The sequence below is a fragment of the Pseudonocardia sp. ICBG1034 genome (assembly GCF_020131375.1).
GTDB lineage: Bacteria > Actinomycetota > Actinomycetes > Mycobacteriales > Pseudonocardiaceae > Pseudonocardia > Pseudonocardia alni.
Genome location: NZ_JAHLEK010000023.1, coordinates 631060 through 655370 on the forward strand (window position 1 = coordinate 631060; position 24311 = coordinate 655370).

A 24311-nucleotide genomic window follows, 5' to 3' on the forward strand; every position below is an offset into this window, starting at 1 on the left:
GATGCCGGACGCGATCCGCGCCACGGGACTGGTCAAGACCTACGGTTCGCTCCGCGCGCTCGACGGGGTCGACCTGTCGGTGCCGGAGGGGACGGTGCTCGGCCTGCTGGGCCCGAACGGCGCCGGGAAGACCACGGTCGTCCGGGTGCTGACCACACTGCTGACACCGGACGCGGGCGAGGCCACCGTCGCCGGCGTCGACGTGCTGGCCGACCCGGCAGGCGTCCGCCGCCGGATCGGTCTGTCCGGGCAGTACGCCGCGGTCGACGAGTACCTGACCGGTTTCGAGAACCTGGAGATGGTCGGGCGGCTCTACCACCTGGGGCGCCGCCGGGCCCGGGACCGGGCCCGTGAGCTGCTGGCCGACTTCGGCCTGACCGACGCCGCGGACCGTCCGGCCCGGACCTACTCCGGCGGGATGCGCCGCCGGCTCGACCTGGCCGGGGCGCTCGTCGCCGACCCGCCGGTGCTGCTGCTCGACGAGCCGACCACCGGGCTGGACCCGCGCAGCCGCAACGACCTGTGGGACGTGATCCGCGGGCTCGTCGCGCGCGGGACGACGCTGCTGCTCACCACCCAGTACCTGGAGGAGGCCGACGCTCTGGCCGACGAGATCGTGGTCATCGACCACGGCCGGGTCATCGCGCGCGGCACCGCGGACGAGCTCAAGTCGCAGGTCGGCGGGGAGCGCCTGGAGGTCACGACCAGCCTGGCCGACGACCTGGAGCCCACCGCCGCACTGCTCGCCTCGCTCGGCGTGGGTGAGGCCGTGCTGGACCGGCACCGCCGCTCCCTGACGATGCCGGTCAGCGGCGGGGTCGAGGTGCTGCGCGCCGCGCTGGACCGGCTCGCCGAGGCCGGCACCAAGGTCGACGACGCGGGGCTGCGCCGCCCGACGCTCGACGACGTCTTCCTCACCCTGACCGGGCGCCCCGCCGACGAGGCGGACCAGGCCGAGGAGCCGACCCCGTGAACGCCGCCGCCACCATGCTCGCCGACGCCTCCGTCGTCGCGAAGCGCAACCTGATCAAGATCAAGCGGGTCCCGGACCTGCTGGTCTTCACCACCCTGTCCCCGATCATGTTCGTGCTGCTGTTCGCCTACGTCTTCGGCGGCGCGATCGACCCGGCCGGCGGCGGGGCCGGGTACCGCGAGTTCCTGATGGCCGGGATCTTCGCCCAGACCGTCATCTTCGGGGCCACGAACACCGGCGCCGGGCTCGCCGAGGACGTCAAGAAGGGCATCATCGAGCGGTTCCGCTCGCTGCCGATGTCGTCGTCGGCGGTGCTGACCGGCCGGACCCTGTCCGACGTGGTGAACAACCTGATCGTGCTGGTCGTGATGTCGCTGACCGGGCTGCTGGTCGGCTGGCGCATCCACACCTCGGTCGGCGAGGCGCTCGCCGGGTTCGCGGTGCTGATCGTGTTCGCCTACGCGTTCTCGTGGGTGATGGCGTTCGTCGGGCTGCTGGTGCCGAGCCCGGAGGTCGTGAACAACGCGTCGTTCATCGTGATCTTCCCGGTGACGTTCCTGGCGAACACCTTCGTGCCGCTGAACTCGCTGCCCGGCCCACTGCGGCTGTTCGCCGAGTGGAACCCGGTCTCGGCGGTCACCGCGGCCGCACGGACCCTGTTCGGCAACGACGGCGCGATCCCCGCGTCGGCGTCCGCCTCGGACGCCTGGCCGCTGCAGCACCCGGTGCTCTACGTGCTGATCTGGTCGGTCGTGATCGTCGCGGTGTTCGCGCCGCTGGCGAGCCGGCAGTACCGGCGGGCAGCGAGCCGCTGACCCCGCTGCCGCCGGTCCCACTACGGTCCCCCTGCGGCGGAACGGTTCCGCCGCGGAGGGGGCCGTCGTGATCGTCGCCGGGCTGGTGCTGACCGGGATCGGGGCGCTGATCCACGTCTACATCTTCGTGCTGGAGTCGCTGCTCTGGACCACCGACCGGGCCCGGGCGACCATCGGTACGGACCGCGCGGAGGCGGAGCAGACCCGGGCGCTGGCGTTCAACCAGGGCTTCTACAACCTGTTCCTCGCCGTCACCGTGCTGCTCGGGGCCGTGGTGTTCGCGACGGGCGCCCGCAGCGTCGGCGCGACGCTGGTGTTCACCGGGGCGGGCTCGATGGTCGCCGCCGGGCTGGTGCTGCTGCTGTCGGACCCGTCGAAGCGGCGGCCGGCGTCGATCCAGCTGGGGCCGCCGCTGCTGGGCGTGCTGGCCCTCGCGGTGGGGCTGGCGGCCTGACCCCGGACGTGGGAAGGCCCTCCCCGGGCGTCCCCGGGGAGGGCCTCGTCGTCCGTCGGGACGCTCGTCGTGCGTGACCACTCCAGCGACTGCGCGGGCGCGTCGCTGCCGAGCGTCCCGGCGTCCGTCTGGGGTCAGCCGACCTGGTTGAGCCAGGCTCCGCGGCTGTTGGAGAAGTCCGTCGCGTCGTAGAGCAGGACGTACTGCCCGGTCGCGCCGCTCGGCCGGTCGAAGCAGACGGTGCCGGTCGTGGTGCCGCCGGGCGCCAGCTGGCCGGCGGAGAGCAGCGAGTCGGAACCGAGCAGCGTGGTCATCAGCGCCGCGCCGTTCGGGTCCTGGAGCTTCCAGTCGAAGCCCCCGTTGAAGGACTCCGTACCGGATCCGGTGTTGGTGTAGGTGACGTCCGAGCACAGGGTCTGCCCGATGGTCGAGTCGCCCGGCTGCAGCGGGGTGGCCGCGATCTGCAGGTTCCCGACGGTCAGCGTCTCACCTGCATCGGCGACCACGTCGTCGGCGGTCGCACCCGGGAAGGCGCCGGAGGCTCCCGACCCGGCCACGGCCGGAGTCGCCGTCGAGGAGGTCGTCGGCAGATCCGACACCGCGGCGGCGAACACCGACACGTAGAGGACGCAGACCACGAGCCCGATCGCCGAGAGCACGGTGCCCGCGATCGCGACGCCGCGGTTGTCCGCCCGGCCCCTGCTCGCCCGGACGACACCGAGCACACCGAACAGCAGGCCCAGCAGCACCAGCGGCCAGGCGATCATCCCGATGATCGGGATGAAGGAGAACAGCAGGCCCAGGATCCCGAGCACCAGCGCGGTGACGCCGAACCCGTTGCGCGGGGCGACAGCGTGGACGGCCGGGGCCGCGGTGCGCTGCTGCGGGACACCGCCGCGCCGGGCCGCACTCGGCCAGGGCTGGGCGCCGGTGGCGGCCGGGGCCTGCTGCTGCGGGCCGCGGGCCTGCTGCGGGACCCCGCCCGGGTTGGTGCGGCCGAAGGGCGGCCCGCCGAAGGGGACCTCGGGGTGGCCGTCGTAGTAGGGGTTCGGGTTCCCGCCGGAGTGCTGCGGCCGGGGCTGGTGGTGCGGTGCCCAGCCCTGCGGCGCGGCACCGCGCGGGTCCTGCGCGTACTGCTGCTGGTGGCGGCCGGGGCCATGGGGGCCCGGGTACTGCTGCGGGACACGGTGCGGGCCGGACTGCTGCTGCGGCGGGCCGGAGAGGTCCGGGGCGCCGTGGCGGTTCTGCGGAGTGGTCACGTCACGGCTGTCGCGGCGACGGCGGCCCGCGTATCAGCCGGCCCGCCCTTATCAACAAATGTGAGGACAGGTCCGTTCAGCCGTGCCGACAGTAGGCCGAACAGGTCATCCGAGGCGGTCGATCAGGGCCAGCGCGTCGGTCGGTGCGTGGACCTTCGCGTCGTTGTCGAAGTAGCAGACGACGTCGTGCCCGGCGTCGCGCCAGCCGCGGATGCGCTCCGCCCAGCCGTCGAGGGCCTCGGCGGTGTAGCCACCGGTGTAGAGCTCCCCCTGGCCGTGCAGGCGCAGGTAGACGAGGTCGGCGGTGACCTCGTCGAACACCGGCCAGGTGCCCGCGGAGTCCGACAGCACCAGGGCGACGCGGTGCTCGCGCAGCAGCGCGGTGAACGCGGGGTCGCGGAACGACTCGTGCCGCGGCTCGACCGCGTGCCGCAGCGGGCGGTCGGCGTCGGTCTCGACGAGTGCCCGGCCGTCGAGGCGCTCGTCGTGACCGGTGGCGGCGCGGGCGGCGGCCGTGGTCGTCGCGGGGAGCAGGGACAGGAACTCCGCGACCCGGTCGGCGTCGAACCGCATCCGGGGCGGGAGCTGCCACAGCACCGGCCCGAGCGCCGGGCCGAGGCCGAGCACCCCGGAGGCGAGGAAGTTCGCGACCGGCACCGCGACGTCGCGCAGCTGCTTGAGGTGCGTCACGAACCGCGGGCCCTTCACCGCGAACACGAAACCGGCGGGGACCTGCGCAGCCCAGGCGCGGTAGCTCTCCGGGCGCTGCAGGGAGTAGAACGAGCCGTTGATCTCGATCGAGGTGACCTGCCGGGACAGGTACTCCAGCTCGCGGCGCTGGACCAGCCCGGGCGGGTAGAACGTGCCGCGCCACGGTGGGTAGCGCCACCCCGAGGTGCCGACGAGCACGGTTCCGCTCACGTGCCGCCGACCAGCCCGCGCAGCGCGGCCGCGCCGGCGACCGGGTGCGTCACGGGCCCGTCGTGGCCGCCGGGCAGCTCGACGAGCCCACGCCCGAGCCGGGACGCGAGCACCTCGGCGCAGCGGTGCTCCCAGCGCCCGCGCGACTCGACCCCACCGGTGGGGACGACCCGGACCCCGCTCGCGGTGACCTCGTCGGGGTCGATGCGGACGGCCCGCACCGCGGGGACGTCGTGGAGCAGGAACCGGCGCAGCGCGGGCTCCGGGTCCCCGGACGGCGGCTCCGGCCGGTAGCCGGGCTCGACGGGGTCCTCGCCCGAGGTCAGCGCGGTCAGTAGCCGGAGCGCCCCGCCCAGGTCGTCGCGGGCCGCGAGCTCCTCGACCCGGTCCAGGCCCGCCTCGTGGTCCGGGTCGCGGACGAGGCCGGGCAGCGGTGGCTCGTGCGCCACCAGCGTCGTGACCAGGTCCGGGTGGCGGACGGCGAGCAGCAGGCCGATCACCGCGCCGACGCCCACACCCACGACGGCGGACGGCCCGGTGCCGGCCAGCAGCGCGGCGGCGTCGTCGGCGTGCGCGGCCGGCTCGACCGGGTCCGGCCCGGCCGGGCTGCGGCCGACGCCGCGCCGGTCGTAGGTGAGGACCCGGTGGGTGACGGCGAGCTCGCCGACGAGCATCCGGGCCGCACCGGCCTCGGCCGCTCCGCCCTGGACCAGCAGCAGCGGCGGCCCCGACCCGGTGGTCTCGTGGTGCAGCGGCACGGTGCCCTCCCTCGCGGTGCGCGGCCGGGTGCGGGACCCGGCGGACGCGGTACTGGCCCGATCATCGCCCGGGCGGCCGCGGTCCCGCCCGTTTGCCAGGATGGACGGCATGCGCACCCGACCGCACCTCCCGTCGTGACCGAGCTCGCCCCGGCGGTGCGCCGGGTCCTGGACTGGCCGGTCGACCATGTGGGCGCAGCCGTCGTCGCCGCCGACGGCACCGTGCTCGCCACCGCGGGCGACACCGACCGCGAGTTCGGTCTGGCCTCGGTGACCAAGCTGCTCTCGGCCTACGCCGCGCTGGTCGCCGTGGAGGAGGGCGCCGTCGACTGGGACGACGCGGCCGGCCCGGAGGGCGCGACCGTGCGCCACCTGATCGCGCACACCTCGGGCCTGGCGTTCGACACCGACGACGTCCGCGCCGCCCCCGGTGAGCAGCGGATCTACTCCAACACCGGGTTCGCCGTGCTCGCCGGCGCCATCGCGGAGGCGACCGGCATCGGGTTCGCCGAGTACCTGCACGAGGCCGTCTGCACCCCGCTCGGGATGACGCACACCCGGCTGGAGGGCTCGGCGGGCGCGGGCGCGGTGTCCACCGTGGACGACCTGGCCCGCTTCGCCGCCGAGCTGCAGGCCCCGCAGCTGCTCGACCCGCGCACCGTCGCCGAGGCGACGACCGTCGCCCACCCCGGGCTCGACGGCCTGCTCCCCGGGTACGGGCGGCAGCGGCCGAACGACTGGGGCCTGGGCTTCGAGATCCGCGACGGCAAGTCCCCGCACTGGACCGGGGAGCACTCGTCACCGCGGACCTTCGGCCACTTCGGCCAGTCCGGCACGTTCCTGTGGGTCGACCCGGACGTGCGGGCCGCCGCCGTCGTGCTGACCGACCGCGACTTCGGGCCGTGGGCGGTCCAGGCGTGGACACCGTGGACCGACGGGGTGCTCGCGGCGCTCGGGGCCGGCTGAGGACGGGTCAGGGGCCGACCCGGTCGAAGCCCCAGGAGTGCGGCGGCCGGGCCAGCAGCTCGCCGGGCGGCTCGGGCAGCGTCGTCCCGGCCGGCACCCCGACCGCGATGACGACGACCCGCCCGCCGTCGGCGACGAACAGCTCGTGGCGCTCGGCGCCGGCCAGCGCGACGGCGACCCGCTCGCGCACGTGGGCGAGGAGCTCGTCGCGCCGGCCGTCGGCGGCGCGGGCCTCCCACATCAACGTCGGGGTCACGCCCGGCGCTCCGGGACGGTCGGCACGTCGACCGCGGCGGCCACGTCCTGCGCGGTGACCCGGAACCGGGCCGGATAGTGCGCGGCGTCGCGGACGGCGGGCGGCTCGGTGTCGCGCCAGACGAAACCGCACATGCTGCAGCGGTGCACGGTCCACACCCCGGGGACCGGGGAGGTCGCGAGCACGGCGGCGCCGTCGGTGGAGCAGCGGGGACAGGTCATCACAGGTTCTCCTTCCGGTCGCCGGCGACGAGGCGGCCGAGGCGCTCGACCCAGGCCGCGGTGTCGTCGGGCGGCACGACGCCCTGGGAGTAGTGCCCGCGGTCGTCCGGGGCGGTCGGGGTGGTGGCGTCGATGATCAGCTTGTGGGTGATGCCGACCGGGTCGGACCCGGGGTCCAGCGGCAGCACCGGCATGTCGGGCAGGGTCACCAGGTCGTGCGCGGGGTGCATCTTGGTCGACAGCGCCCACATGACCTGGGGCAGGTCGAAGGGGTCCACGGTGTCGTCGACGCAGATCACGACCTTGCAGTAGCCGAGGCCGTGCGGGGTGGTCATGGTCCGCATCCCGACGGCCTTGGCGAAGCCCCCGTAGCGGTTCCGGACCGAGACGATCGCGAGCAGGCCGTGGGTGTACATGGCGTTGACCGCGCGCACCTCGGGGAACTCGGCCTGCAGCTGCTTGAGCAGCGGGACGCAGGTGTTCGGCCCGATGAGGTAGTCGCACTCGGTCCACGGCATGCCGATGTAGAGGTGCTCGAAGTAGGGCGTGGTCCGGTAGGACACCCGGTCGATGCGGATCTGCGGCATCCGGCGGCCGCCGGAGTAGTGGCCGGTGAACTCGCCGAACGGGCCCTCGAAGTGCCGCTCGCGGCCCAGGACGACGCCTTCCAGCAGGATCTCGCAGCCCCACGGGACGTCGAGCCCGGTCTCCGGACCGGTGGCGATCGGGCAGGGCGAGCCGCGCAGGGCGCCCGCCATCTCGTACTCGCTGTCGGCGTAGGCGATCGGCATGCCCGCGACCAGCGGGATCGTCGGCTCGTTGCCGAGCGCGATCGCGACCGGCAGGTCCTCGCCGCGCTCCTCGGCGCGGCGCAGCTGCAGCGCGATGTCGTGCTGCGGGACGGGCTGCAGACCGAGCGTGCGCGGCCCCTGGACCTCCATCCGGTAGATGCCCAGGTTCTGCTTGCCGAAGGACTCCGGGTCGTCGGGGTCGCGGCTGACGACGGCGGCCTTGTCGATGTAGAAGCCGCCGTCGCCGGCGTTGATGCGGAACAGCGGCAGCAGCGAGAACAGGTCGACCGCCTCGCCGGCGACGGTGTTCTCCGCGAACGGCGGGTCGGCGCGCCGCTCGACCGGGACCGGGAAGGCGTCCCAGCGACGGCCGAACTCCTCGACCTGCTCGCGTACCGGGGTCTCCGGCGGCAGCCCGAGCGCGACGGCGTGGTTGGCCCAGGAGCCGTGCGCGTTGAGCACGATGTTCGGGTCGCGGAACCCGGCGACGTCGGTGAACAGCAGCGCGGGGGCGCGGTCGCCGAGCTTCGGCGCGGCGGCACCGGCGGCGCCGAGGTCGGGCTCGGCCTTCACCTCGTCGTCGATGCGCAGGAGCTGGCCGTGCCGCTCGAGCTCGGCCAGGTAGTCGCGGAAGGTGTCCATCAGGCGCTCCTCCTCTGTCGGGCGGACCCGCCGGTCCAGCGGCGGGCCCGCGGGGCGGGCAGGTCGAACTGGTCGCAGATGCGGGCGACGACGTGGTCCACGACGTCGTCCACCGCGGCCGGGTGGTTGTAGAAGGCGGGCATCGGCGGGACGATCCGCACCCCGGTGCGGCGCAGGGCCAGCATGTTCTCCAGGTGGATCTCCGACAGCGGGGTCTCCCGCGGCACGAGGACCAGCTTCCGGTCCTCCTTGATCGTGACGTCCGCGGCGCGGGCCACGAGCCCGTCGGCGATGCCGTGCCGGATCTGCGCGAGGGTCTTCATCGAGCAGGGGACGACGACCATCCCGTCCGTGCGGAACGAGCCGGACGAGATCGAGGCCGCCTGGTCCCCGAACGGGTGCGCGGTCCCGGCCAGCGCCTCGACCTCGGGCACCGTCCAGCCGGTCTCCTCGACGATCGTCGCCCGCGCCCACTTCGAGAGCACGAGGTGCGTGTCGACCTCGGCGTCGCGCAGCGCCTCCAGCAGGCGGATCCCGAGGATCGCGCCGGTCGCGCCGGTGATTCCCACGACGAGTCGCACCGGACCACCTCCCAACTAGTTCGTATACTAACTGTTTGCATACGCACTATACTCGCGGCATGACCGATCGCAACCCGGGTGCCGACGAGGCGGTCGTCCACCTGCTCCGCCGGGTCCTGCAGTCCCACACCGCGGCCTGGCAGCAGCGCGTCCCGCAGCTGACCAAGCCGCAGTACGCGATGCTCGACGCGCTGCGCCGGCGCCCCGGGATCGACCAGGTCACGCTCGGATCGCTCGCCGCGACCGACAAGGGCACCACCACCGAACTGCTGCGCCGGATGGAACGCCACGGCTGGCTGACCCGCTCGCGCTCCGAGACCGACCAGCGACGACGGCTGGTCCACCTCACCGACGAGGGCGAACGCCTGGCCACCGGGGCCGCGACCGAGGCCCGTGCGCTGGCCGCCGAGTTCCTCGCCCCGCTCGACGACGCCGAGCGGGCCCGGTTGCGCGACCTGCTGGCCCGGCTCGCCGAGACGGGGTCCGACGCCGTTCCCGAGGGGGACGGGAGCTGAGCCGGACACCGTCGCGCGGGGCGGGAATGATCCGGGACCCCCGCCCGTTGGAACGACTGTCCGAGCCGGGCGAACCGAGTCCCCGGGCCGCAAAAGACAACCGCCGCCGTGGAGTTCCGTTCGGCTGGAGCTGCGGTGCGCCACTCGCCGCGAGGCGACCGGCGTCCGGTTCGGACCCCATACCGCCGATTCCCGAAACCCATTCGACGACGCCTGCGAGGCCGGTCACCATGGTCGGCACACGCCCGGTCCCGGGCGAGCAGGCAGACTGAACGAACGATGTCCAGCGAACCCGTCCCGTCCCCGACTTCCGCACAGCCGTCGTCGCACGACCGTCCGCGCCGACCCCGTCGCCGTCCCGGCGCCCGGGGCGACCACCAGCCGCGCGGCGGGAGCTCCGGCACCCCGCAGGACACACCTCCACACGAGACCACCTCATCGGACCTCGCCGCAGCGCAGGCCGCCCCCGGGACGGAGGGCGCCGCGCGCGGCGTCCCGGCCCGCGATCAGCAGCGCCGCCGTGCATCGACGCAGCGCCGCCGCGGGCCTCGGGGTCGGCGCGCTGCCGTCACGGCGCCCGGCCCCGACCAGCCCGGCCGTCGCGGCCCCGACCGCGACGGCCCGGACCAGGCGGGCCCCGCCCCGGACGGGGAGACCGGGGCCGGCCGCCCGCGTCGTCGCGCCACCGGCGACGGCCGCGACTCCGCCGAGCCGGTCCCCCCGCTCGACGACGCCGAGCTCACCGCCCTGCGCGAGCGACTCGACGCGCTCGGACCGGCCGAGGCCGAGCGCCTGCGCGGCCGGCTGGACCGGGCCCGCGACGGGCGTGCTCAGCAGCGGGTCGCCGACGCCGTCGCGAAGGCCGAGCACCGCGTGGAACGGCGCCGCGCCGCGCTGCCGCGGATCTCCTACCCCGCGACGCTGCCGGTCTCCGCACGCCGCGAGGAGATCGCCGACGCGATCCGCGACAACCAGGTCGTGATCGTCGCCGGGGAGACCGGATCCGGGAAGACGACGCAGCTGCCGAAGATCTGCCTCGAACTGGGCCGCGGTGTGCACGGGATGATCGGGCACACCCAGCCGCGGCGGCTCGCCGCGCGCACCGTCGCCACCCGGATCGCCGAGGAACTGGGCGTCGAGCTCGGCGGGGCGGTCGGCTGGAAGGTCCGGTTCACCGACGCCGTCGGCGACTCGACCATGGTCAAGCTGATGACCGACGGCATCCTGCTGGCCGAGCTGGCCGGCGACAAGGACCTGCTGGCCTACGACACGCTGATCATCGACGAGGCGCACGAGCGCAGCCTCAACATCGACTTCATCCTCGGGTACCTGACCCGGCTGCTCCCCCGCCGTCCGGACCTCAAGGTCGTCATCACCTCGGCGACGATCGACCCGGAGCGCTTCGCCCGGCACTTCGGCGCGGCCACCGACGGCGGTGACCCGACCCCGGCCCCGATCGTCGAGGTCTCGGGGCGCACGTTCCCGGTCGAGGTGCGCTACCGCCCCGTCGTCGACCCCGACGACCCCGACGCCGATCCCGACCGGCAGCTGGACGACGCGATCGGCGACGCCGTCGTCGAACTCCAGCGCGAGGGCCCGGGCGACGTGCTGGTGTTCCTGCCCGGCGAGCGCGAGATCCGCGAGGCCACCGAGGCCCTGGAGCGGCGCAACCTGCGGAACACCGAGATCCTGCCGCTCTACGCCCGGCTGTCGACGGCCGAGCAGCAGCGTGTCTGGGCGCCGCACGCGGGCAACCGGGTGGTGCTCGCCACCAACGTCGCCGAGACCTCGCTGACCGTGCCCGGCGTCCGCTACGTCGTCGACACCGGCACCGCGCGCATCTCGCGCTACTCGCGCCGGCTCAAGGTGCAGCGGCTGCCGATCGAGAAGATCTCCCAGGCCTCGGCGAACCAGCGGTCCGGGCGCTGCGGCCGCACCTCCGACGGCATCGCGATCCGGCTGTACGCCGAGGACGACTTCGACGCCCGCCCCGAGTTCACCGACCCGGAGATCCTGCGGACCAACCTGGCGTCGGTCGTGCTGCAGATGATCGCGCTGGATCTGGGCGAGATCTCGGAGTTCCCGTTCGTCGAGCCGCCGGACCGGCGCGCCGTCGCCGACGGTCTGGACCTGCTGCACGAGCTCGGCGCGCTGCGCCCGGACCGGCGCTCGCTGACCGCGGTCGGACAGTCGCTGGCGCGGCTGCCGGTGGACCCGCGGCTGGGCCGGATGCTCGTGGAGGCGCACCGCAACGGCTGTCTGCGCGAGGTGCTGGTCATCGCCGCCGCGCTGAGCGTGCAGGACCCGCGCGAGCGGCCCACCGAGCAGCGCCAGGCCGCCGACGACAGACACCGCCGCTTCGGTGAGGACGGCTCGGACTTCCTGGCCTACCTGCGGCTGTGGGACCACCTGAACGCCCGCCGCGACGAGCTGTCGGGCAGCCGGTTCCGCCGCGAGCTGCGTGAGGACTTCCTGCACTACCTGCGGGTGCGCGAGTGGTGGGATCTGCACGGCCAGCTCCGCCAGGCCGCCCGCAGCTCCGGCCTGGATCTGAACGACCACGACCCCGAGTGGCCGCGGCACGCCGACCGGATCCACCAGTCCGTCCTGGCCGGGCTGCTGTCGCAGGTCGGTATGCAGGACCCCCTCTCCGAGAAGGCCGCAGGGAAGCGCAGGGGGGACGGTGGAGACGGGAAGAAGGAGAGGAAGGGCCCGAAGGACTACCTCGGCGCCCGCGGCGCGAAGTTCGCGATCTGGCCCGGCTCGGGACTGGCGCGCAAGCCCCCGCGCTGGGTGATGGCCGCCGAACTCGTCGAGACGACGAGATTGTGGGCGCGGACCGTCGCACCGGTCCAGCCGGAGTGGATCGAGCCCCTCGCCGGACATCTCGTCAAGAAGACGTATTCGGAACCGCGCTGGTCACGCACGCGCGCGTCCGCCGTCGCGACCGAACGGGTCACCCTGCACGGGCTGCCGCTGGTGGCCGACCGCAGCGTCGCCTACGGCCGGATCGACGCCGAGGTGAGCCGCGACCTGTTCCTGCGGCACGCCCTGGTCGAGGGCGACTGGGAGACCCGGCACCCGTTCTTCCACGCCAACCGGGAGCTGCTCGACAGCGTCGAGGAACTCGAGCACCGGGCGCGGCGCCGCGATCTGGTCGTCGACGAGGACACCCTGTTCGCCTTCTACGACGAGCGGGTCCCCGCCGACGTCGTCTCCGGTGCGCACTTCGACCGGTGGTGGAAGAAGGAGTCGAGGCGGGCCCCGGACCGGCTGACCTACACCGAGGAGATGCTCGCGACCGAGGCCGCGAAGCAGGTCGACCGCGCCCACTACCCCGACCACGTCGAGGCGGGCGGGCTGACCCTGCCGCTGTCCTACGCGTTCGAGCCCGGCCATCACGAGGACGGCGTGACCGTCGACGTGCCGGTGGCGGCACTGAACCAGGTCGACCCGACGCCGTTCACCTGGCAGGTGCCCGGGCTGCGCGAGGAGCTCGTCACCGCGCTGATCCGGACGCTGCCGCGGAACCTGCGGCGCAACTTCTCCCCCGCCCCGGACCACGCGAAGGCGGTGCTGGCCCGGCTGCGCGGCGAGACCGGCCGACGTCCGCTGCTGGACGTCCTCGAGGACGAGCTCGGCCGGATGCGGGAGGTGCACATCCGGCGTGAGGACTGGGAGCTGGAGCGGCTGCCCGAGCACCTGACGGTGACCTTCCGGGTGCTCGACGAGTCCGGCGCCGAGCTGGCCCGCGACACCGACCTGGACCGGCTGCGCCGCGCCCTCGCCCCGAAGGTCCGCGAGGAGCTGGCCGCCGCGGGCAGCGACGTCGAGGCGACCGGGCTGACGTCGTGGACGATCGGCGACCTCCCCCGTGAGCTGCCGATCCGGCGTGGCGCGCACACGGTCACCGGCTACCCGGGCCTGCGCGACCGCGGCACGAGCGCCGACGTCCGGGTGTACGCGACGGCGCCCGAGCGCGACCCCGCCCACCACCGCGGCGCCCGGCGGCTCCTGCTCCTCAACACCACCCACCCGGGTAGGCAGGTGCAGCGCGGCCTGGACAACCGGGCGCGGCTGGCCCTGTCGCGCAACCCGCACGGCTCGCTCGACGCCCTGCTCGACGACTGCACCACCGCCGCGGCCGACCACCTGATGGCCCGGGGCGGCGGCGACCCGTTCGACGAGGCGCAGTACGCCCGGCTCGCGGAGCTGCTGCGGATGCGGCTGCCGTCGACGACGTCGCAGGTCCTCGACGCCGTACGCGGCGTGCTGGAGGTCTGGCACCGGGTCGGTGCGGCGCTGGCGGACCTGCGCGGCCCCGCCACCCGCGACGGCGTCGCCGACGTGACGGCGGTCGTGGGCCGGCTGACCGCGCCGGGCTTCGTCACCACCGCCGGGGCGACCCGGCTCGGCGACGTGAAGCGCTACCTGCAGGGCTGCGAGCTGCGGCTGGAGAAGCTGCGCGCCGACCCCGCCCGCGACGCCCGGTGGACCGCCGAGATCGCACCGGTCGAGGCGGAGTACCGCGGGCTGCTGGCCGCCCTGCCCGAGCACACGCCGCCGTCGGCCGCGCTGCGCGAGATCGGGTGGATGGTCGAGGAGCTGCGCATCTCGCTGTACGCGCACCCGATGAAGACCCGCCATCCGGTGTCGGTGCAGCGGATCGAGCGGGCGATCGATGCGCTCTGAGGCGTGACTGTCGGGGGTCGCAGGCACACTGCCCCCATGACCGATGCACCCGTTGCCAGGTTCGCACTGTTCGCGCTCGACTGCCCGGACCCGCTGGAGCTCGCCCGGTTCTACTCCGCGATCACCGGCTGGCCGGTCACGGGGCCCACCGACAGCGACCCCGACTGGGTCGAGCTGGACGCGGGCGGGGCGGGCGCCACCCTGGCGTTCCAGCAGATCTCCGAGGGGGAGTTCACCCCGCCGGAGTGGCCGGGGCAGGTGCGGCCGCAGCGCGGGCACGTCGACTTCGACGTGCCCGACCTCGACGCCGGGGAGGCCGCGGTGCTGGCGCTCGGGGCCACCAGGCACGAGGTCCAGCCCGCACCGGAGAGCTTCCGGGTCTTCCTCGACCCGATCGGGCACCCGTTCTGCCTGGTGCGGGCCTGAGTTCCGCCCGGCGGAACCCCGGTGATTCTGTGAGGATCAGGTCTCCGTCGACGGCGAGGGGCCCGCGATCATGACCGCACCGACCACTCCGTACACCGAGCTGGGCGAGGCCCTGGGCACCGACTTCTTCTCGGTGCGCGACCAGTTCACCGACGAGCAGTGGCAGCGCTTCGCCGACACCCGCACGTTCGTCGACACCGAGGTCCTCCCCGGCATCAACGACTACTGGGAGCGCGCGGAGCTGCCCTGGCACCTGTTCCGGCGCCTGCCCGAGCTCGGGATCGTCGGCGAGGACATCCAGGGCTACGGGGCGGCCGGGATGAGCCCGCTCGCGCTCGGCCTCGTGCACATGGAGCTGCACCGCGGCGACGGCTCGCTCGGCACGTTCCTCGGGGTGCACGCGGGCCTGGCGATGAAGGCGATCGCGATGTGCGGCTCGGAGGAGCAGCGGCAACGCTGGCTGCCGTCGATGTCCACCATGGACAAGTTGGGCGCGTTCGCGCTGACCGAGCCGATGCACGGTTCGGACTCGGTCGCGCTGGAGACCACCGCGACCCGCGACGGCGACCACTGGGTGCTGCGCGGGTCGAAGCGCTGGATCGGCAACGGCAGCGTCGCGGACCTGGTGGTCGTGTGGGCGCGCGACACCGACTCCGGCGAGGTGCTCGGGTTCGTCGTCGAGACCCCGGCGGAGGGCTACGAGGCCACCGTCATCCCGGGCAAGGTGTCGCTGCGGGCGCTCTGGCAGGCCGACATCGAGCTGGACGGGGTCCGGGTGCCGGAGGAGAACCGGCTGGCGCAGGCGCGGACCTTCGCCGACTGCGCCGCGGTGCTGGCCACCACCCGGGGCACCTGCGCCTGGATGGCACTGGGCCACGCGACCGCCGGCTACGACGCCGCCCTGCGCTACGCGCTGGAGCGCGAGCAGTTCGGCAAGCCGCTGGCGAGCTTCCAGATCGTGCAGCAGCGGCTCGTCGCGATGCTCGCCGACCTGACCGGCATGCAGCTCTACTGCATGCAGTCCGCCCGGCTCGCCGAGGTGGGCAAGCTGTCGCCGACCGTCGCGGGGCTGGCGAAGATGCACAACACCCGGACCGCCCGCAAGATCCTCTCCGAGGCGCGGGACCTGCTCGGCGGCAACGGGATCCTGCTGGAGCACCACGTCGTGCGGCACTGGGCCGACATCGAGGCCATCCACACCTTCGAGGGCACCGAGACGATCCAGACCCTCATCGTGGGCCGGGACGTGACGGGGATCAGCGCGTTCACCTGATCCCGGCGGGCGGGGTCAGGCGGCCAGGTCGCGGGGGCCGGGCGTCTCGCGGCCGAAGCGACGGGCCAGGTCGGCCTCGACGCGGCGGTCCGAGCGGCGCTCCAGCCACCGCCGTCCCCGTGCGGTCCGCGCGACGAGCAGCGACTCGACCAGGTTGCGCAGCACCTGCGACGGCCACATCCACGCCGCGGTCACCGGCAGGTCCAGGTCGCGCAGGCCCTCGGCGCGCAGGAACACCCGCAGCAGCGACAGCAGCCGTCGTCGCTCCCAGGCGCCGCGGAGCCGGTCGGCGGGGCCACCGGTCCGCTCGCTGCGCAGCCCCTCGACGAGCGCGCCCGCGAGCAGCGGGCCTGCCGGGGTGACGTCGCCCTGGGCCAGCACGATGTGGTGGTTGAACGCGTTCTGGGCGCGCTCGGTGTCGAACAGCCAGTCGTCGTCGACGCCCATCAGCCACCCGACGTAGCGCCACAGGTGCATGATCGCGTCGCCGTCGGCGCGCGGGACGTGCCGTCCGAGCAGGCGGCAGCCGAGGATCGCGGTGCTGTTGAACAGCCCCAGCGTGGCCGCGGCGTCGGCCTGGTTGATCGGCAGACCGTGACCGGCGACGTCGTAGCGGTCGCCCCGCTCGAACCGCTCCGCGACGAGGGCGTGCATGGCGCGCACGTGCAGCGTCGCCGCCCAGCCCGCACCGCCGGGCACCATCCCGCCGGGACGGCTGACGGCGAACGCCCACGCCTGGGTCTCACCGAGGCGGCGCATCGCGCCGGCGCCGGTGAGCCCACCGGTGCGGACGAGCAGCTCGGTGGGGCCGCCGTAGCGGTAGCCGCCGATCAGCGAGAGTCCCAGCAGCACGTCGTCGCGGCTGCGGCCGAGCCTGCGGTAGGCGCGGGCGCCGCGCTCGAGCAGGTCCCGGTCGAGCCAGTCCGGGTCCGGGGTGACGGCGGCGAGGAAGTCCCGCAGCGCGGGCGGGGCGTCGGCCGGCGCGGCGCCCGCGGCCAGCGCGGTGTGCAACGCCCGCATGGTCACACGGCCGCTCCCGGAGTGGCCGGTCTCGTCGCGGTCGCGTCCCATCGCGCGGGCCAGCGCGGCGCCGGTCTCGTCGCGGGTGAGCATCCGGCGGCCGATCTCGGCGAGCAGCGCGGGGTCGGGGTCGCGGACCCCGGCGACCAGGCCGAGCGGACGGGCGATCCGCGCCGCGCGCTCGGGCGCACTGCGGAAGCGTCGCGGGGCGACGGGCGGCTCTGCCAGCATGGACCGATGCTGACACGAGCGAATGCTCGCTTTCAACGCGCGTTCCGGGGCGACCGGTGAGCGGGCGCGGGGCCCGGCGGCGCGAGCCGCGCCAGGAGCGGTCCCGGGCGATGGTGGAGCGGATCGTCGCGGCTGGCCGGGACGTGCTGGTCACCCGCGGGTACGACGGCGCGTCGACGAACCGGATCGCGGCCGCCGCCGGGGTGTCGCCCGGGTCGCTCTACCAGTACTTCCCGGACAAGGACGCGGTGCTGACCGAGGTGCTGGATCGCTACCTCGACGCGATGGAGGCTCGCGTCTCGCGCGCGTTCCTCGACTCGGTCGCCGCGGCCGGGCCGGGGGCGGGCACCGCGCCGGCGGTGCGCGCGACCCTGGAGGCTCTGCTCGACACGTTCGGCGAGGAGCCGGACCTGCTACGGGTGATCGTCGAGCAGCTGCCACGCTCCCCCGGCGGGCGCCGGGCCGCCTTCGCCGGCCGGATCGACGATCTGGTCACCACGGTGCTGCTCACCCGCGGCGCCGGGCGCACCGACGCGGCGCGGGCCGCGGCGTGGACGGTCGTGCGGACCGTCGAGCACCTCACCACCGGGTTCGTGCTGGAGCGGCCCGGGTTCGCGCGGGCGGTCGTCGTCGACGAGCTGACCGCGCTGGTCGCGGGCTACCTCGACGCGCGCCTGTCCGGCGGACGGGTGGCGTCGGACGGGCCGTCCTGACCGGCCTCGACCGGGAGCCCGGCCGCGGCCCAGGCGCGGAAGCCGCCGTCGACGTCGGTGGCCCGGTGCAGCCCGATGTCCTGCAGCGACGCGGCGGCCAGGCTGGAGCTGTAACCCTCCGAGCAGAACAGCACCCAGGCGACGTCGTGGTCGACGGCCTCGGGGACGCGGGCGTCGGAGGTCGGGTCGAGGCGCCACTCCAGGTGGTTGCGCTCGATCACCAGCGCGCCCGGGATCTGCCCCTCCTCGCGACGCTGCCACCCCGGCCGGGTGTCGACCAGGTGCGCCCCGGCGCCGGCGAGCTCCGCGGCACGCCGCGGGTCCGGCCGGTCGAGCCGGGCGCGGGCGGCGGCGAGCAGGTCGGCGACGGTGCGGCTCATCCGACGCCCTGGCCGGGTTCGACGAGCTCGGTGCGGGTGCGGCGCAGCCGCTGGTGGCCGGTGGTGCCCGCGACGTCCTCGACGTCGTAGTAGGACATCGCCGACAGCGGCGGGGAGTAGGCGTGCACGCTCACCGCGGGGGCGTCGGCGGTGTTGGCGACGTCGTGCACGTGGCCCAGCGGGAAGCCTGCGCCGCGGCCGTGACGCAGGGTCCGGGTGCGCAGCCCGGACGGACCGCTCCAGCGGCGCTCGGTCAGCGAGCCGGACACCACGGTGAGGGCACCGAGGGAGCCCGCGTGGTCGTGCAGCTCCGCGATCTGCTCGGTGGCCCAGCTGATCAGCCAGACGTCGACGAAGCCGTCACTGCGCAGCAGCCGGTACCAGCGGCGCTCCGGGTCGACGACGACCTCGTGCCGCCCGGAGCGCACCTCGGCGGCGATCTCACGGGTCAGCTCCTGCAGGTCCTCGAGGCCGTACGGGGTGGGCGCGGTGACGGGTCGTGCGTGCGGGACGCGCAGGCGGGCGGGGCGGGACGCGGGGACGGAGGCAGGCGCGGACACGGTGGTGCTCCAGGGGACGATCGGGCGAGCGTGGTCGGGGGACTCAGCTCGGGCGACAGCCCTGGTCGAAGTGGTCGGCGCGACGGGTACCCCACAGGGGTCCGAGGGTCGCTGCCTGACTCATGCCGGAGATGGCATCACAGCGGTGGGCACGGTTTCAACCCGCCGTCCGGCCCGCGGGAGGGCCCCGCGCGTGTCCGGACAGGTCGGCGGGTCAGGCGCCGTCGTCGTCGGACATGCCGATGACGGTGTCGAGCCCCGACAGCACCAGCGAGCGGCGGGCCTGGCTGCCCGCCGGCGCGACGAGGGTGAGCGCCGCGCCGTTGGTCCGCATCCGGCGCGCGACCTCCGACAACAGGGCCATCCCGGCGCTGCTGACGAACGCCTCCCCCGGGAGGTTCAGGGTGATCGGCAGCCCGCGGTCGACGTGCTCCATCAGCGGGGCCCGGATCGCCGAGACCCCACCGAGGTCGAGGTCGCCGACGATCCCGATCCGCACGCCGTGGGCGTCCGGGACGGCACGCAGCCGGGCCCGGACGGTGCTGTCGTCGCCGTCGCCGGACGGGGTGTCGATCCGGTCGCGGTCCGGTTCGGGCTCCCCGGCGACGAACTCCACCGGCGGTCCCGCGCCCGGGGTGCCCACCTCGACCGGGATCGCGGGCAGCAGGAACCGCACGGTGGTGCCGGAGTCCGACGGGTCGATGTGCACGTCCCCGGCGAGCTCGCGGATGAGCGCGATGCCGCGGCCGCGGTAGCCGGGGTCGGGCGGCGGGGGCCGCCAGCGTCCGCCGTCGGTGACGCGCACCGCGACCGAGCCGTCCGCGGTCAGCGCCAGGTCGAGGTCGACCCCGGCGCGCCCGTCGGTGTCCTCGGGCAGATAGGCGTGCTCGATGGAGTTGGTGGCGGCCTCGCCGACGGTCAGCTGCAGGTCGCTGACCGCGTCCGGGCCCATCCCGCACTGCGCGGCCCAGGCGGCCACCGCGCGACGCAGCGGGGCGAGCCGCTTCGGGTCGGCCTCGATCGCGATCCGCAGCGGCGGCGGCATGAGCCGCGCGACGACGACGACCGTGTCGTCGGGGATGACCGTCCCCTCGGACATGCGGTGCAGCAGCGTGTCCGCCATGTCGCGGGGCTGGGCGGCGGACAGCTCGTCGAACGCGGCGGACAGCCGGGCCAGGCCGTCGTCGATGACCTCGTTGCGGCGTTCGAACAGGCCGTCCGAGCAGAGCAGGATCGTCTCGCCGGGCTCCATCCGGTCCACGGCCTCGGGGAACGGGGGCCGCCCGGAGATCCCCAGCGGCACGCCGCGGCCCTCGGACAGGGTCCGCACCCCGTCCGGGCCCGCGACCAGCGGCGGCGGGTGGCCGGCGCTGGCGTAGCGCATCTCGCCGGTGCCGGTGTCGATCGTCGCGATGGCCACGGTGCTGGCCATCGCGCCGCGCACCCGCAGCGCGTACTGGTCGAGCTGCTCCAGCGCCCGCGCCGGGGGCTGGCCGTTGACCAGGTTCGACGCGACCGCGGACCGCAGCTGGCCCATCACCGCGGCCGCCGCCGGGCCGCGGCCGACGACGTCGCCGACGACGAGTGCCACCAGGTCGTCGCCGAGGTCCAGGACGTCGAACCAGTCGCCCCCGGCCTCGGTGCCCTGGGTGCCGGGGCGGTAGCGGGTGGCCAGCGACAGCCGTTCGATGTCGGGCAGGCGCTGGGGCAGCAGGCTGCGCTGCAGGGTGACCGCGACCTCGTGCTCGGCCTGGTGCAGCTGGGCGCGGACGATCGCCTGCGCGCACTGGTTGGCCAGGGTCAGCACGAAGCTGCGCTGCTCGGGGGTGAACACCGGTTCGGTCTCGAAACGCAGCCCGATGACGCCGATCGGGCGGGCCGCGACCATCAGCGGCACCGCGGTATGGATCGGGTAGCGCAGCACCTCGCCGCCGGCGGGCCCGCCGGCGTTCCAGATCGGCTCGCCACTGCTGACCGCGCGGCTCAGCGGGTGCGCGCGGCCGGGGGTGCGCATCGGCGGGCCGTCGGCGGGCCAGCCGGTCTCCCGGAGCAGCGAGAGCGCACCGCCCTCGTCGACGACGAGCACCGCGACCGCGTCGGCCCCGATCGAGATCCGGCCGTGCTCGACGACGACCTCGGCGACCGACTCCAGGTCGGTGGCCCGGGCCAGCCCGGTCGCGACCGCACCGAGGCGTTCGGCGAGCCGCCGGGCCTCGGTCTCGGCCTCCAGCATCGAAGCCCGGTCGAGCGCCTGTGCGGCGAGCTCGGCGACGGCGACGGCCGCCTCCTTGTCCGCGTCGGACAGCCGTCGCTCGGTCAGCATGGCGACGGCGAGGACCCCCAGCGAGCGCCCGCCGGCGACGAGCGGCAGGTAGCCGATGGTCTGGGCGTGGTCCGGTGCGATGCCGATGGCCGCGGGGTAGCGCGTCGCCCACTCGTGCGCGGTGGTGAACCACATCGGCTCGTGCCCGGACAGCACCTCGGTGAACGCCAGCGGCGCGTCGACCCGGATCCGGGCGGCGCGCTGCCACATGTCGCGGTCCCACCCGTGGCCGGTGAGCGCCTGCAGCCAGTCCCCGCGGATCTCCCAGAGCCCGGCGTGGTCGGCGTCGAGCAGGTCGACGATGTGGTCCGCGGCGATCGCGGCGACCTCGCCGGGGGTCGCCGCGGCCGACATCTTGGCGGTGGCGCGGTGCAGCAGGCCCAGGCGCTGGGCCGAGGCTCGTTCCTGCTCCAGCAGGCGGGCGTTGTCGACGGCCAGCCCGGCCCGGCGCCCGATCTCGGACAGGAGGTCCAGGTCGTCGTCGGTGTAGGGGTCGCCCGACTCGGTGCGGACGACGGTCAGCACGGCGCTGGTGCGTCCGCGGGCGGGCAGCGGCACGACCATCGCCGAGGTCATGCGCAGCCGGGTCCAGGCCCGGCGCTGGGTGGGCGCGAGCCGGCCCAGTACCTCGTCGAGGTGGTCGGCGCCGAGGATCTCGGGGCGGCCGTCGTCGTCGGCGGGGACCAGCGGGGCCAGCCGCCACAGCGAGGGCTCCAGCGCCGAGCGCTGCGCGGAGACGGCGAGGGTGCCGGTGCCGGTGACCGCGTCGGCGTCGTGGACCACGGCGATGTCGGCGAGCCGGTCCTCGACGACGGCGCGGACGAGCTGGTCGGTGCGCCCGGTGCGGGTGATCTCCCGTTCCAGGGACTCGGCGACCTCGGAGTAGATGCGGTGCCGGCGCTGCTCACGGTGCTGGACGTCGATGTCGAGGCAGCCGCCGACGTAGCCCGCGGAGCGTTCGCCGTCGCGGACGGGGGCGCCGCGGTCTAGCACCCAGCGGTAGCGGCCCGCCCGGTCCAGCAGCCGGTACTCGACCTCGAACGGCGCATGCGCGCGGGCGGCGGCGGAGGTCACCGAGCGGTAGCGCTCGCGGTCGTCGGGGTGGATGCGGCGGCGCCAGTCGTGGCCCAGCTCCTGCGCCGCGTCCTCGACTCCGGTGAAGTCCAGCCAGCCCCGGTTGACGAACAGCCGGTGCCCGCCCGGGTCGTCGACCCAGATCAGCGCCGGGGTGGAGTCGGCCATGGCCCGGAACTGCAGCTCGGCGGCCCGGCGGACCCGGCCGAGCTGCAGGTGGTTCGCGACCCGGGCGAGCAGCTCGCGGGCGGAGAACGGGCGGACCAGGTAGTCGTCGGCGCCGGCGGCGAACCCCTCGACGGCGGCCTCCTCCCCGGCCCGCGACGACAGCAGCACGACCGGGACCCCGACCGTGCGGGGGTCCGACCGCAGCGCCCGCAGGAGCTCGATGCCGCCGTTGCCGGGCAGCGCCGCGTCGACGACGACCAGGTCCGGCGGGTCGGTGCGGGCGGACTCCAGTGCGGCCGCACCGTCCGCGACGACCCGGACGGTCCAGCGTTCGACGAGCAGGTCGCGCAGGTAGCCGCGCATCTCGCGGTCGTCGTCGACGACGAGGACCCGGTCGCGGTGGTCGACCTCCAGACCGTCGACGACCGACCCGTCCACCGAGCGGCCGCGGGCGAGGACCGGTGCGGCGGCCGCGGGCTCGGGGGCGTCGGGCAGCCAGCGCAGCGCCTCCGCCACGTAGGGCGCGGCGAGCTGCGGTGCGGCGCGGGACCCGACCTGGGCCCGGACGAGGCGTTCGGGGGGCAGGTGGGCGAAGCCCAGCGGCAGCCGCACGGTGAAGGTGCTGCCCGCGCCGGGCTCGCTGGTCACCCCGATGGTGCCGCCGTGCAGACGGACCAGCTGGCGGATCAGCGGCAGGCCGAGGCCGCTGCCGTCGCCGCTGCGGCCGTGCCGCCGGGTGGGACGGTGGAAGCGGTCGAACACCGCGTCGAGCTCGCCGTCGACGATGCCGGCGCCGGTGTCGGAGACCCGCAGGACGACCTGCTCGCCGTCCTGGGCGAGGTCGACGGTGATCGTGCCCTGGCGGGTGTACTTGACCGCGTTGCTGAGCAGGTTGAGGACGATCTTCTCCCAGGCGTCGCGGTCCACCCAGACCGGCCGGACCTGCGGCGGGCAGGACACCGCCAGCTCCAGCCCGGCCCGCTCGACGACGGGCGCGAACGCGTCGACGAGCGCCGCGGTGGTCTTCCCGATCTCGGTCGGGGCGAACAGGCCGTCGTGCTTGCCGGTCTGCAGGGCGGAGACGTCCACCAGCCCGTCGACGAGCTTGAGCATCCGCTGCGCGTTGCGCTGCGCGAGCTCCACCTGGGTGCGGACGGCCGCGTCGTCGTGGTCGCGCAGCCGCTCCAGCGGTCCGAGGACGAGGGTCAGCGGGTCGCGGAACTCGTCGCCGAGGCCGGCGTAGTACTCGGCGCGGGCCTGCTCGATCAGACCGGCGTCGTCGCGCCGGTCGCGCTCGCGGTCGCGGGCGAGCGCGGCCGTCAGCAGGCCGCCGACGGTGCCCGCGACCAGCCGCAGGAACGAGCGGTGGTCCTCGTCGAGCGGGAGCAACGGCGGCGCCCCAATGACGACGGCGATGCCGGCCGACCCGTCCGGGGTGTGCACCGTCGCCCGGACCACGTCGGTGACCGGGACGCCGTCGCCGCCGTGGACCGCGACCGGGTCGACGGCGAGGAACTCGACGTCGGCGGCGTGGTCGGGGTCGAGGTCGTCGGGGAGCCAGCCCGCGGGCGGCGCGTCGATGCGGACGGTGGCCAGCGGACCGGGGTCGGCGCCGACCGTCGTCACCACGGCGCAGCCGACGTCGTCGGGCAGGTCGGTCAGGACCGTGGTGAGCCGTTCGACGGCGATGTCCAGCGTCGGTGCGTCCCGGGCCACCTCGCCGAGCGCGGCCAGGAGCGCCATCCGCCGGCCTCCGACGACCTGCGGGGTGGTCTCGGCCGTGAAGACGATCAGGCCGAGGACGCCGCCGTCGGGACCGCGGACCGGGGTGGCGGAGTAGGTCCACCACGTGACCTCCGGGGTGTCCCAGCGCCGCAGCACGATCCGGTCGTCGCTGCGGTAGATGCCCTCGCGGTCCCCGGAGAGCAGCTCGTGGAGGTGGCTCCCGAGATGCGCGGTGATCTCCGGCCAGCCCTCCCTCAGAGGCTTGCCGAAGGACCGGGGGTGACGCAGGCCGGAGTGCCCGGCGAACTCGTCGTTGTAGAACAGGACGAGCTCGGGCCCCCACCACGCGACGAGCGGCTGGCGGCTCTCCAGCATGAACCGGAGGGTGTCCTCGAGCTCGCGGTCCCACGTGTCGCGCACGCCGAGCGGGGTCGCCGACCAGTCGATCGTCGCCAGCAGGTCGCGGACGGGGACGTACTCGTCCTCCGTCCGCCGGTCGAACCGCTCCACCGTGCGCGCCACCCCGTTCCGCCGTACCGGCCCCAGGATCGCACCACCGGGGCGGGTCCGGCGC

20 protein-coding genes are annotated in these 24311 nt (G+C 74.8%); 9 read left to right on the forward strand and 11 right to left on the reverse strand.

What is annotated here, in order from left to right:
• Window position 1: 1 nt before the first annotated feature.
• From KPF22_RS27340 to KPF22_RS27350, 3 genes are all read left to right on the forward strand, one after another.
• The gene (locus KPF22_RS27340) at window positions 2-973 is read left to right on the forward strand and encodes an ATP-binding cassette domain-containing protein (protein WP_208824556.1); all 972 of its coding nucleotides are present in this window, start codon (window positions 2-4) and stop codon (window positions 971-973) included.
• Complete coding sequence (locus KPF22_RS27345; RefSeq protein ID WP_374107532.1) at window positions 970-1788, forward strand: ABC transporter permease; 819 nt, start codon at window positions 970-972, stop codon at window positions 1786-1788. Before KPF22_RS27340 ends, KPF22_RS27345 begins: the two co-directional genes overlap by 4 nt.
• Window positions 1789-1855: 67 nt before the next feature.
• Window positions 1856-2242, forward strand: a complete 387-nt coding sequence (locus KPF22_RS27350; RefSeq protein ID WP_224403704.1) for a DUF1304 domain-containing protein — start codon at window positions 1856-1858, stop codon at window positions 2240-2242.
• 134 nt (window positions 2243-2376) lie between these two features.
• On the opposite strand, the gene KPF22_RS33385 is transcribed toward KPF22_RS27350, so the two are convergent.
• From KPF22_RS33385 to KPF22_RS27365, 3 genes are all read right to left on the reverse strand, one after another.
• Entirely contained in the window at window positions 2377-3501 is a 1125-nt protein-coding gene (locus KPF22_RS33385; RefSeq protein WP_224403705.1) for a DUF4190 domain-containing protein, read from the reverse strand.
• Window positions 3502-3606: 105 nt separating this feature from the next.
• Window positions 3607-4422: a DUF72 domain-containing protein gene (locus KPF22_RS27360; RefSeq protein WP_224403706.1), complete on the reverse strand. Its 816-nt coding sequence runs from the start codon at window positions 4420-4422 to the stop codon at window positions 3607-3609.
• Window positions 4419-5180, reverse strand: a complete 762-nt coding sequence (locus KPF22_RS27365) for an alpha/beta fold hydrolase (RefSeq protein WP_224403707.1) — start codon at window positions 5178-5180, stop codon at window positions 4419-4421. Before KPF22_RS27365 ends, KPF22_RS27360 begins: the two co-directional genes overlap by 4 nt.
• Window positions 5181-5315: 135 nt before the next feature.
• Between KPF22_RS27365 and KPF22_RS27370 the strand changes: the two genes are divergently transcribed.
• Window positions 5316-6146: a serine hydrolase gene (locus KPF22_RS27370; protein WP_224403708.1), complete on the forward strand. Its 831-nt coding sequence runs from the start codon at window positions 5316-5318 to the stop codon at window positions 6144-6146.
• A gap of 7 nt (window positions 6147-6153) precedes the next feature.
• On the opposite strand, the gene KPF22_RS27375 is transcribed toward KPF22_RS27370, so the two are convergent.
• The 4 genes from KPF22_RS27375 to KPF22_RS27390 are packed head-to-tail and all read right to left on the reverse strand — an operon-like array spanning window position 6154 to window position 8637.
• The gene (locus KPF22_RS27375; protein WP_224403709.1) at window positions 6154-6402 is read right to left on the reverse strand and encodes a hypothetical protein; all 249 of its coding nucleotides are present in this window, start codon (window positions 6400-6402) and stop codon (window positions 6154-6156) included.
• Window positions 6399-6623 carry a non-oxidative hydroxyarylic acid decarboxylases subunit D gene (locus tag KPF22_RS27380; RefSeq protein WP_224403710.1) on the reverse strand — a complete coding sequence of 75 codons (225 nt, stop codon included), beginning with the start codon at window positions 6621-6623 and terminating at the stop codon, window positions 6399-6401. Before KPF22_RS27380 ends, KPF22_RS27375 begins: the two co-directional genes overlap by 4 nt.
• On the reverse strand, window positions 6623-8056 hold the full coding sequence (locus KPF22_RS27385; protein WP_208824540.1) for a non-oxidative hydroxyarylic acid decarboxylases subunit C: 1434 nt from the start codon (window positions 8054-8056) through the stop codon (window positions 6623-6625). Before KPF22_RS27385 ends, KPF22_RS27380 begins: the two co-directional genes overlap by 1 nt.
• A complete protein-coding gene (locus KPF22_RS27390; protein WP_208824538.1) occupies window positions 8056-8637 on the reverse strand; it encodes a UbiX family flavin prenyltransferase in 582 nt (193 codons plus the stop codon). The genes KPF22_RS27385 and KPF22_RS27390 overlap by 1 nt, the downstream gene beginning before the upstream one ends.
• Window positions 8638-8696: 59 nt before the next feature.
• Between KPF22_RS27390 and KPF22_RS27395 the strand changes: the two genes are divergently transcribed.
• From KPF22_RS27395 to KPF22_RS27410, 4 genes are all read left to right on the forward strand, one after another.
• Window positions 8697-9152, forward strand: a complete 456-nt coding sequence (locus KPF22_RS27395) for a MarR family winged helix-turn-helix transcriptional regulator (protein WP_208824536.1) — start codon at window positions 8697-8699, stop codon at window positions 9150-9152.
• Between the two features lie 279 nt (window positions 9153-9431).
• Window positions 9432-13844: an ATP-dependent RNA helicase HrpA gene (gene hrpA / locus KPF22_RS27400; RefSeq protein ID WP_224403711.1), complete on the forward strand. Its 4413-nt coding sequence runs from the start codon at window positions 9432-9434 to the stop codon at window positions 13842-13844.
• A 36-nt stretch (window positions 13845-13880) separates the two neighbouring features.
• Entirely contained in the window at window positions 13881-14270 is a 390-nt protein-coding gene (locus KPF22_RS27405) for a VOC family protein (RefSeq protein ID WP_224403712.1), read from the forward strand.
• A gap of 70 nt (window positions 14271-14340) precedes the next feature.
• Window positions 14341-15543 carry an acyl-CoA dehydrogenase family protein gene (locus tag KPF22_RS27410; protein ID WP_208824530.1) on the forward strand — a complete coding sequence of 401 codons (1203 nt, stop codon included), beginning with the start codon at window positions 14341-14343 and terminating at the stop codon, window positions 15541-15543.
• Between the two features lie 15 nt (window positions 15544-15558).
• On the opposite strand, the gene KPF22_RS27415 is transcribed toward KPF22_RS27410, so the two are convergent.
• Complete coding sequence (locus tag KPF22_RS27415) at window positions 15559-16794, reverse strand: oxygenase MpaB family protein (protein WP_208824528.1); 1236 nt, start codon at window positions 16792-16794, stop codon at window positions 15559-15561.
• Between the two features lie 56 nt (window positions 16795-16850).
• On the opposite strand from KPF22_RS27415, the gene KPF22_RS27420 reads away from it, so the two are divergent.
• Window positions 16851-17507 (forward strand): TetR/AcrR family transcriptional regulator, encoded by a 657-nt coding sequence (locus KPF22_RS27420; protein ID WP_208824526.1) that lies wholly within the window; start codon window positions 16851-16853, stop codon window positions 17505-17507.
• Here KPF22_RS27420 and KPF22_RS27425 read toward each other — a convergent pair.
• From KPF22_RS27425 to KPF22_RS27435, 3 genes are all read right to left on the reverse strand, one after another.
• Complete coding sequence (locus tag KPF22_RS27425; protein ID WP_224403713.1) at window positions 17453-17887, reverse strand: rhodanese-like domain-containing protein; 435 nt, start codon at window positions 17885-17887, stop codon at window positions 17453-17455. The two genes, KPF22_RS27420 and KPF22_RS27425, sit on opposite strands and share 55 nt — an antisense overlap.
• Window positions 17884-18447, reverse strand: coding sequence for a cysteine dioxygenase family protein (locus KPF22_RS27430; protein ID WP_224403714.1), 564 nt, complete (start codon window positions 18445-18447; stop codon window positions 17884-17886). The genes KPF22_RS27425 and KPF22_RS27430 overlap by 4 nt, the downstream gene beginning before the upstream one ends.
• 214 nt (window positions 18448-18661) lie before the next feature.
• Complete coding sequence (locus KPF22_RS27435; protein WP_224403715.1) at window positions 18662-24259, reverse strand: SpoIIE family protein phosphatase; 5598 nt, start codon at window positions 24257-24259, stop codon at window positions 18662-18664.
• Between the last annotated feature and the right edge of the window lie 52 nt (window positions 24260-24311).

What these genes read in the sequence shown, in the direction of transcription:
- KPF22_RS27340 (WP_208824556.1), top strand. Translation starts at nt 2, where the DNA reads ATGCCGGACGCGATCCGCGCCACGGGACTGGTCAAGACCTACGGTTCG.
- KPF22_RS27380 (WP_224403710.1), bottom strand. Translation starts at nt 6,623, where the DNA reads ATGACCTGTCCCCGCTGCTCCACCGACGGCGCCGCCGTGCTCGCGACC.
- KPF22_RS27385 (WP_208824540.1), bottom strand. Translation starts at nt 8,056, where the DNA reads ATGGACACCTTCCGCGACTACCTGGCCGAGCTCGAGCGGCACGGCCAG.
- KPF22_RS27395 (WP_208824536.1), top strand. Translation starts at nt 8,697, where the DNA reads ATGACCGATCGCAACCCGGGTGCCGACGAGGCGGTCGTCCACCTGCTC.
- hrpA (WP_224403711.1), top strand. Translation starts at nt 9,432, where the DNA reads ATGTCCAGCGAACCCGTCCCGTCCCCGACTTCCGCACAGCCGTCGTCG.
- KPF22_RS27405 (WP_224403712.1), top strand. Translation starts at nt 13,881, where the DNA reads ATGACCGATGCACCCGTTGCCAGGTTCGCACTGTTCGCGCTCGACTGC.
- KPF22_RS27410 (WP_208824530.1), top strand. Translation starts at nt 14,341, where the DNA reads ATGACCGCACCGACCACTCCGTACACCGAGCTGGGCGAGGCCCTGGGC.
- KPF22_RS27415 (WP_208824528.1), bottom strand. Translation starts at nt 16,794, where the DNA reads ATGCTGGCAGAGCCGCCCGTCGCCCCGCGACGCTTCCGCAGTGCGCCC.
- KPF22_RS27425 (WP_224403713.1), bottom strand. Translation starts at nt 17,887, where the DNA reads ATGAGCCGCACCGTCGCCGACCTGCTCGCCGCCGCCCGCGCCCGGCTC.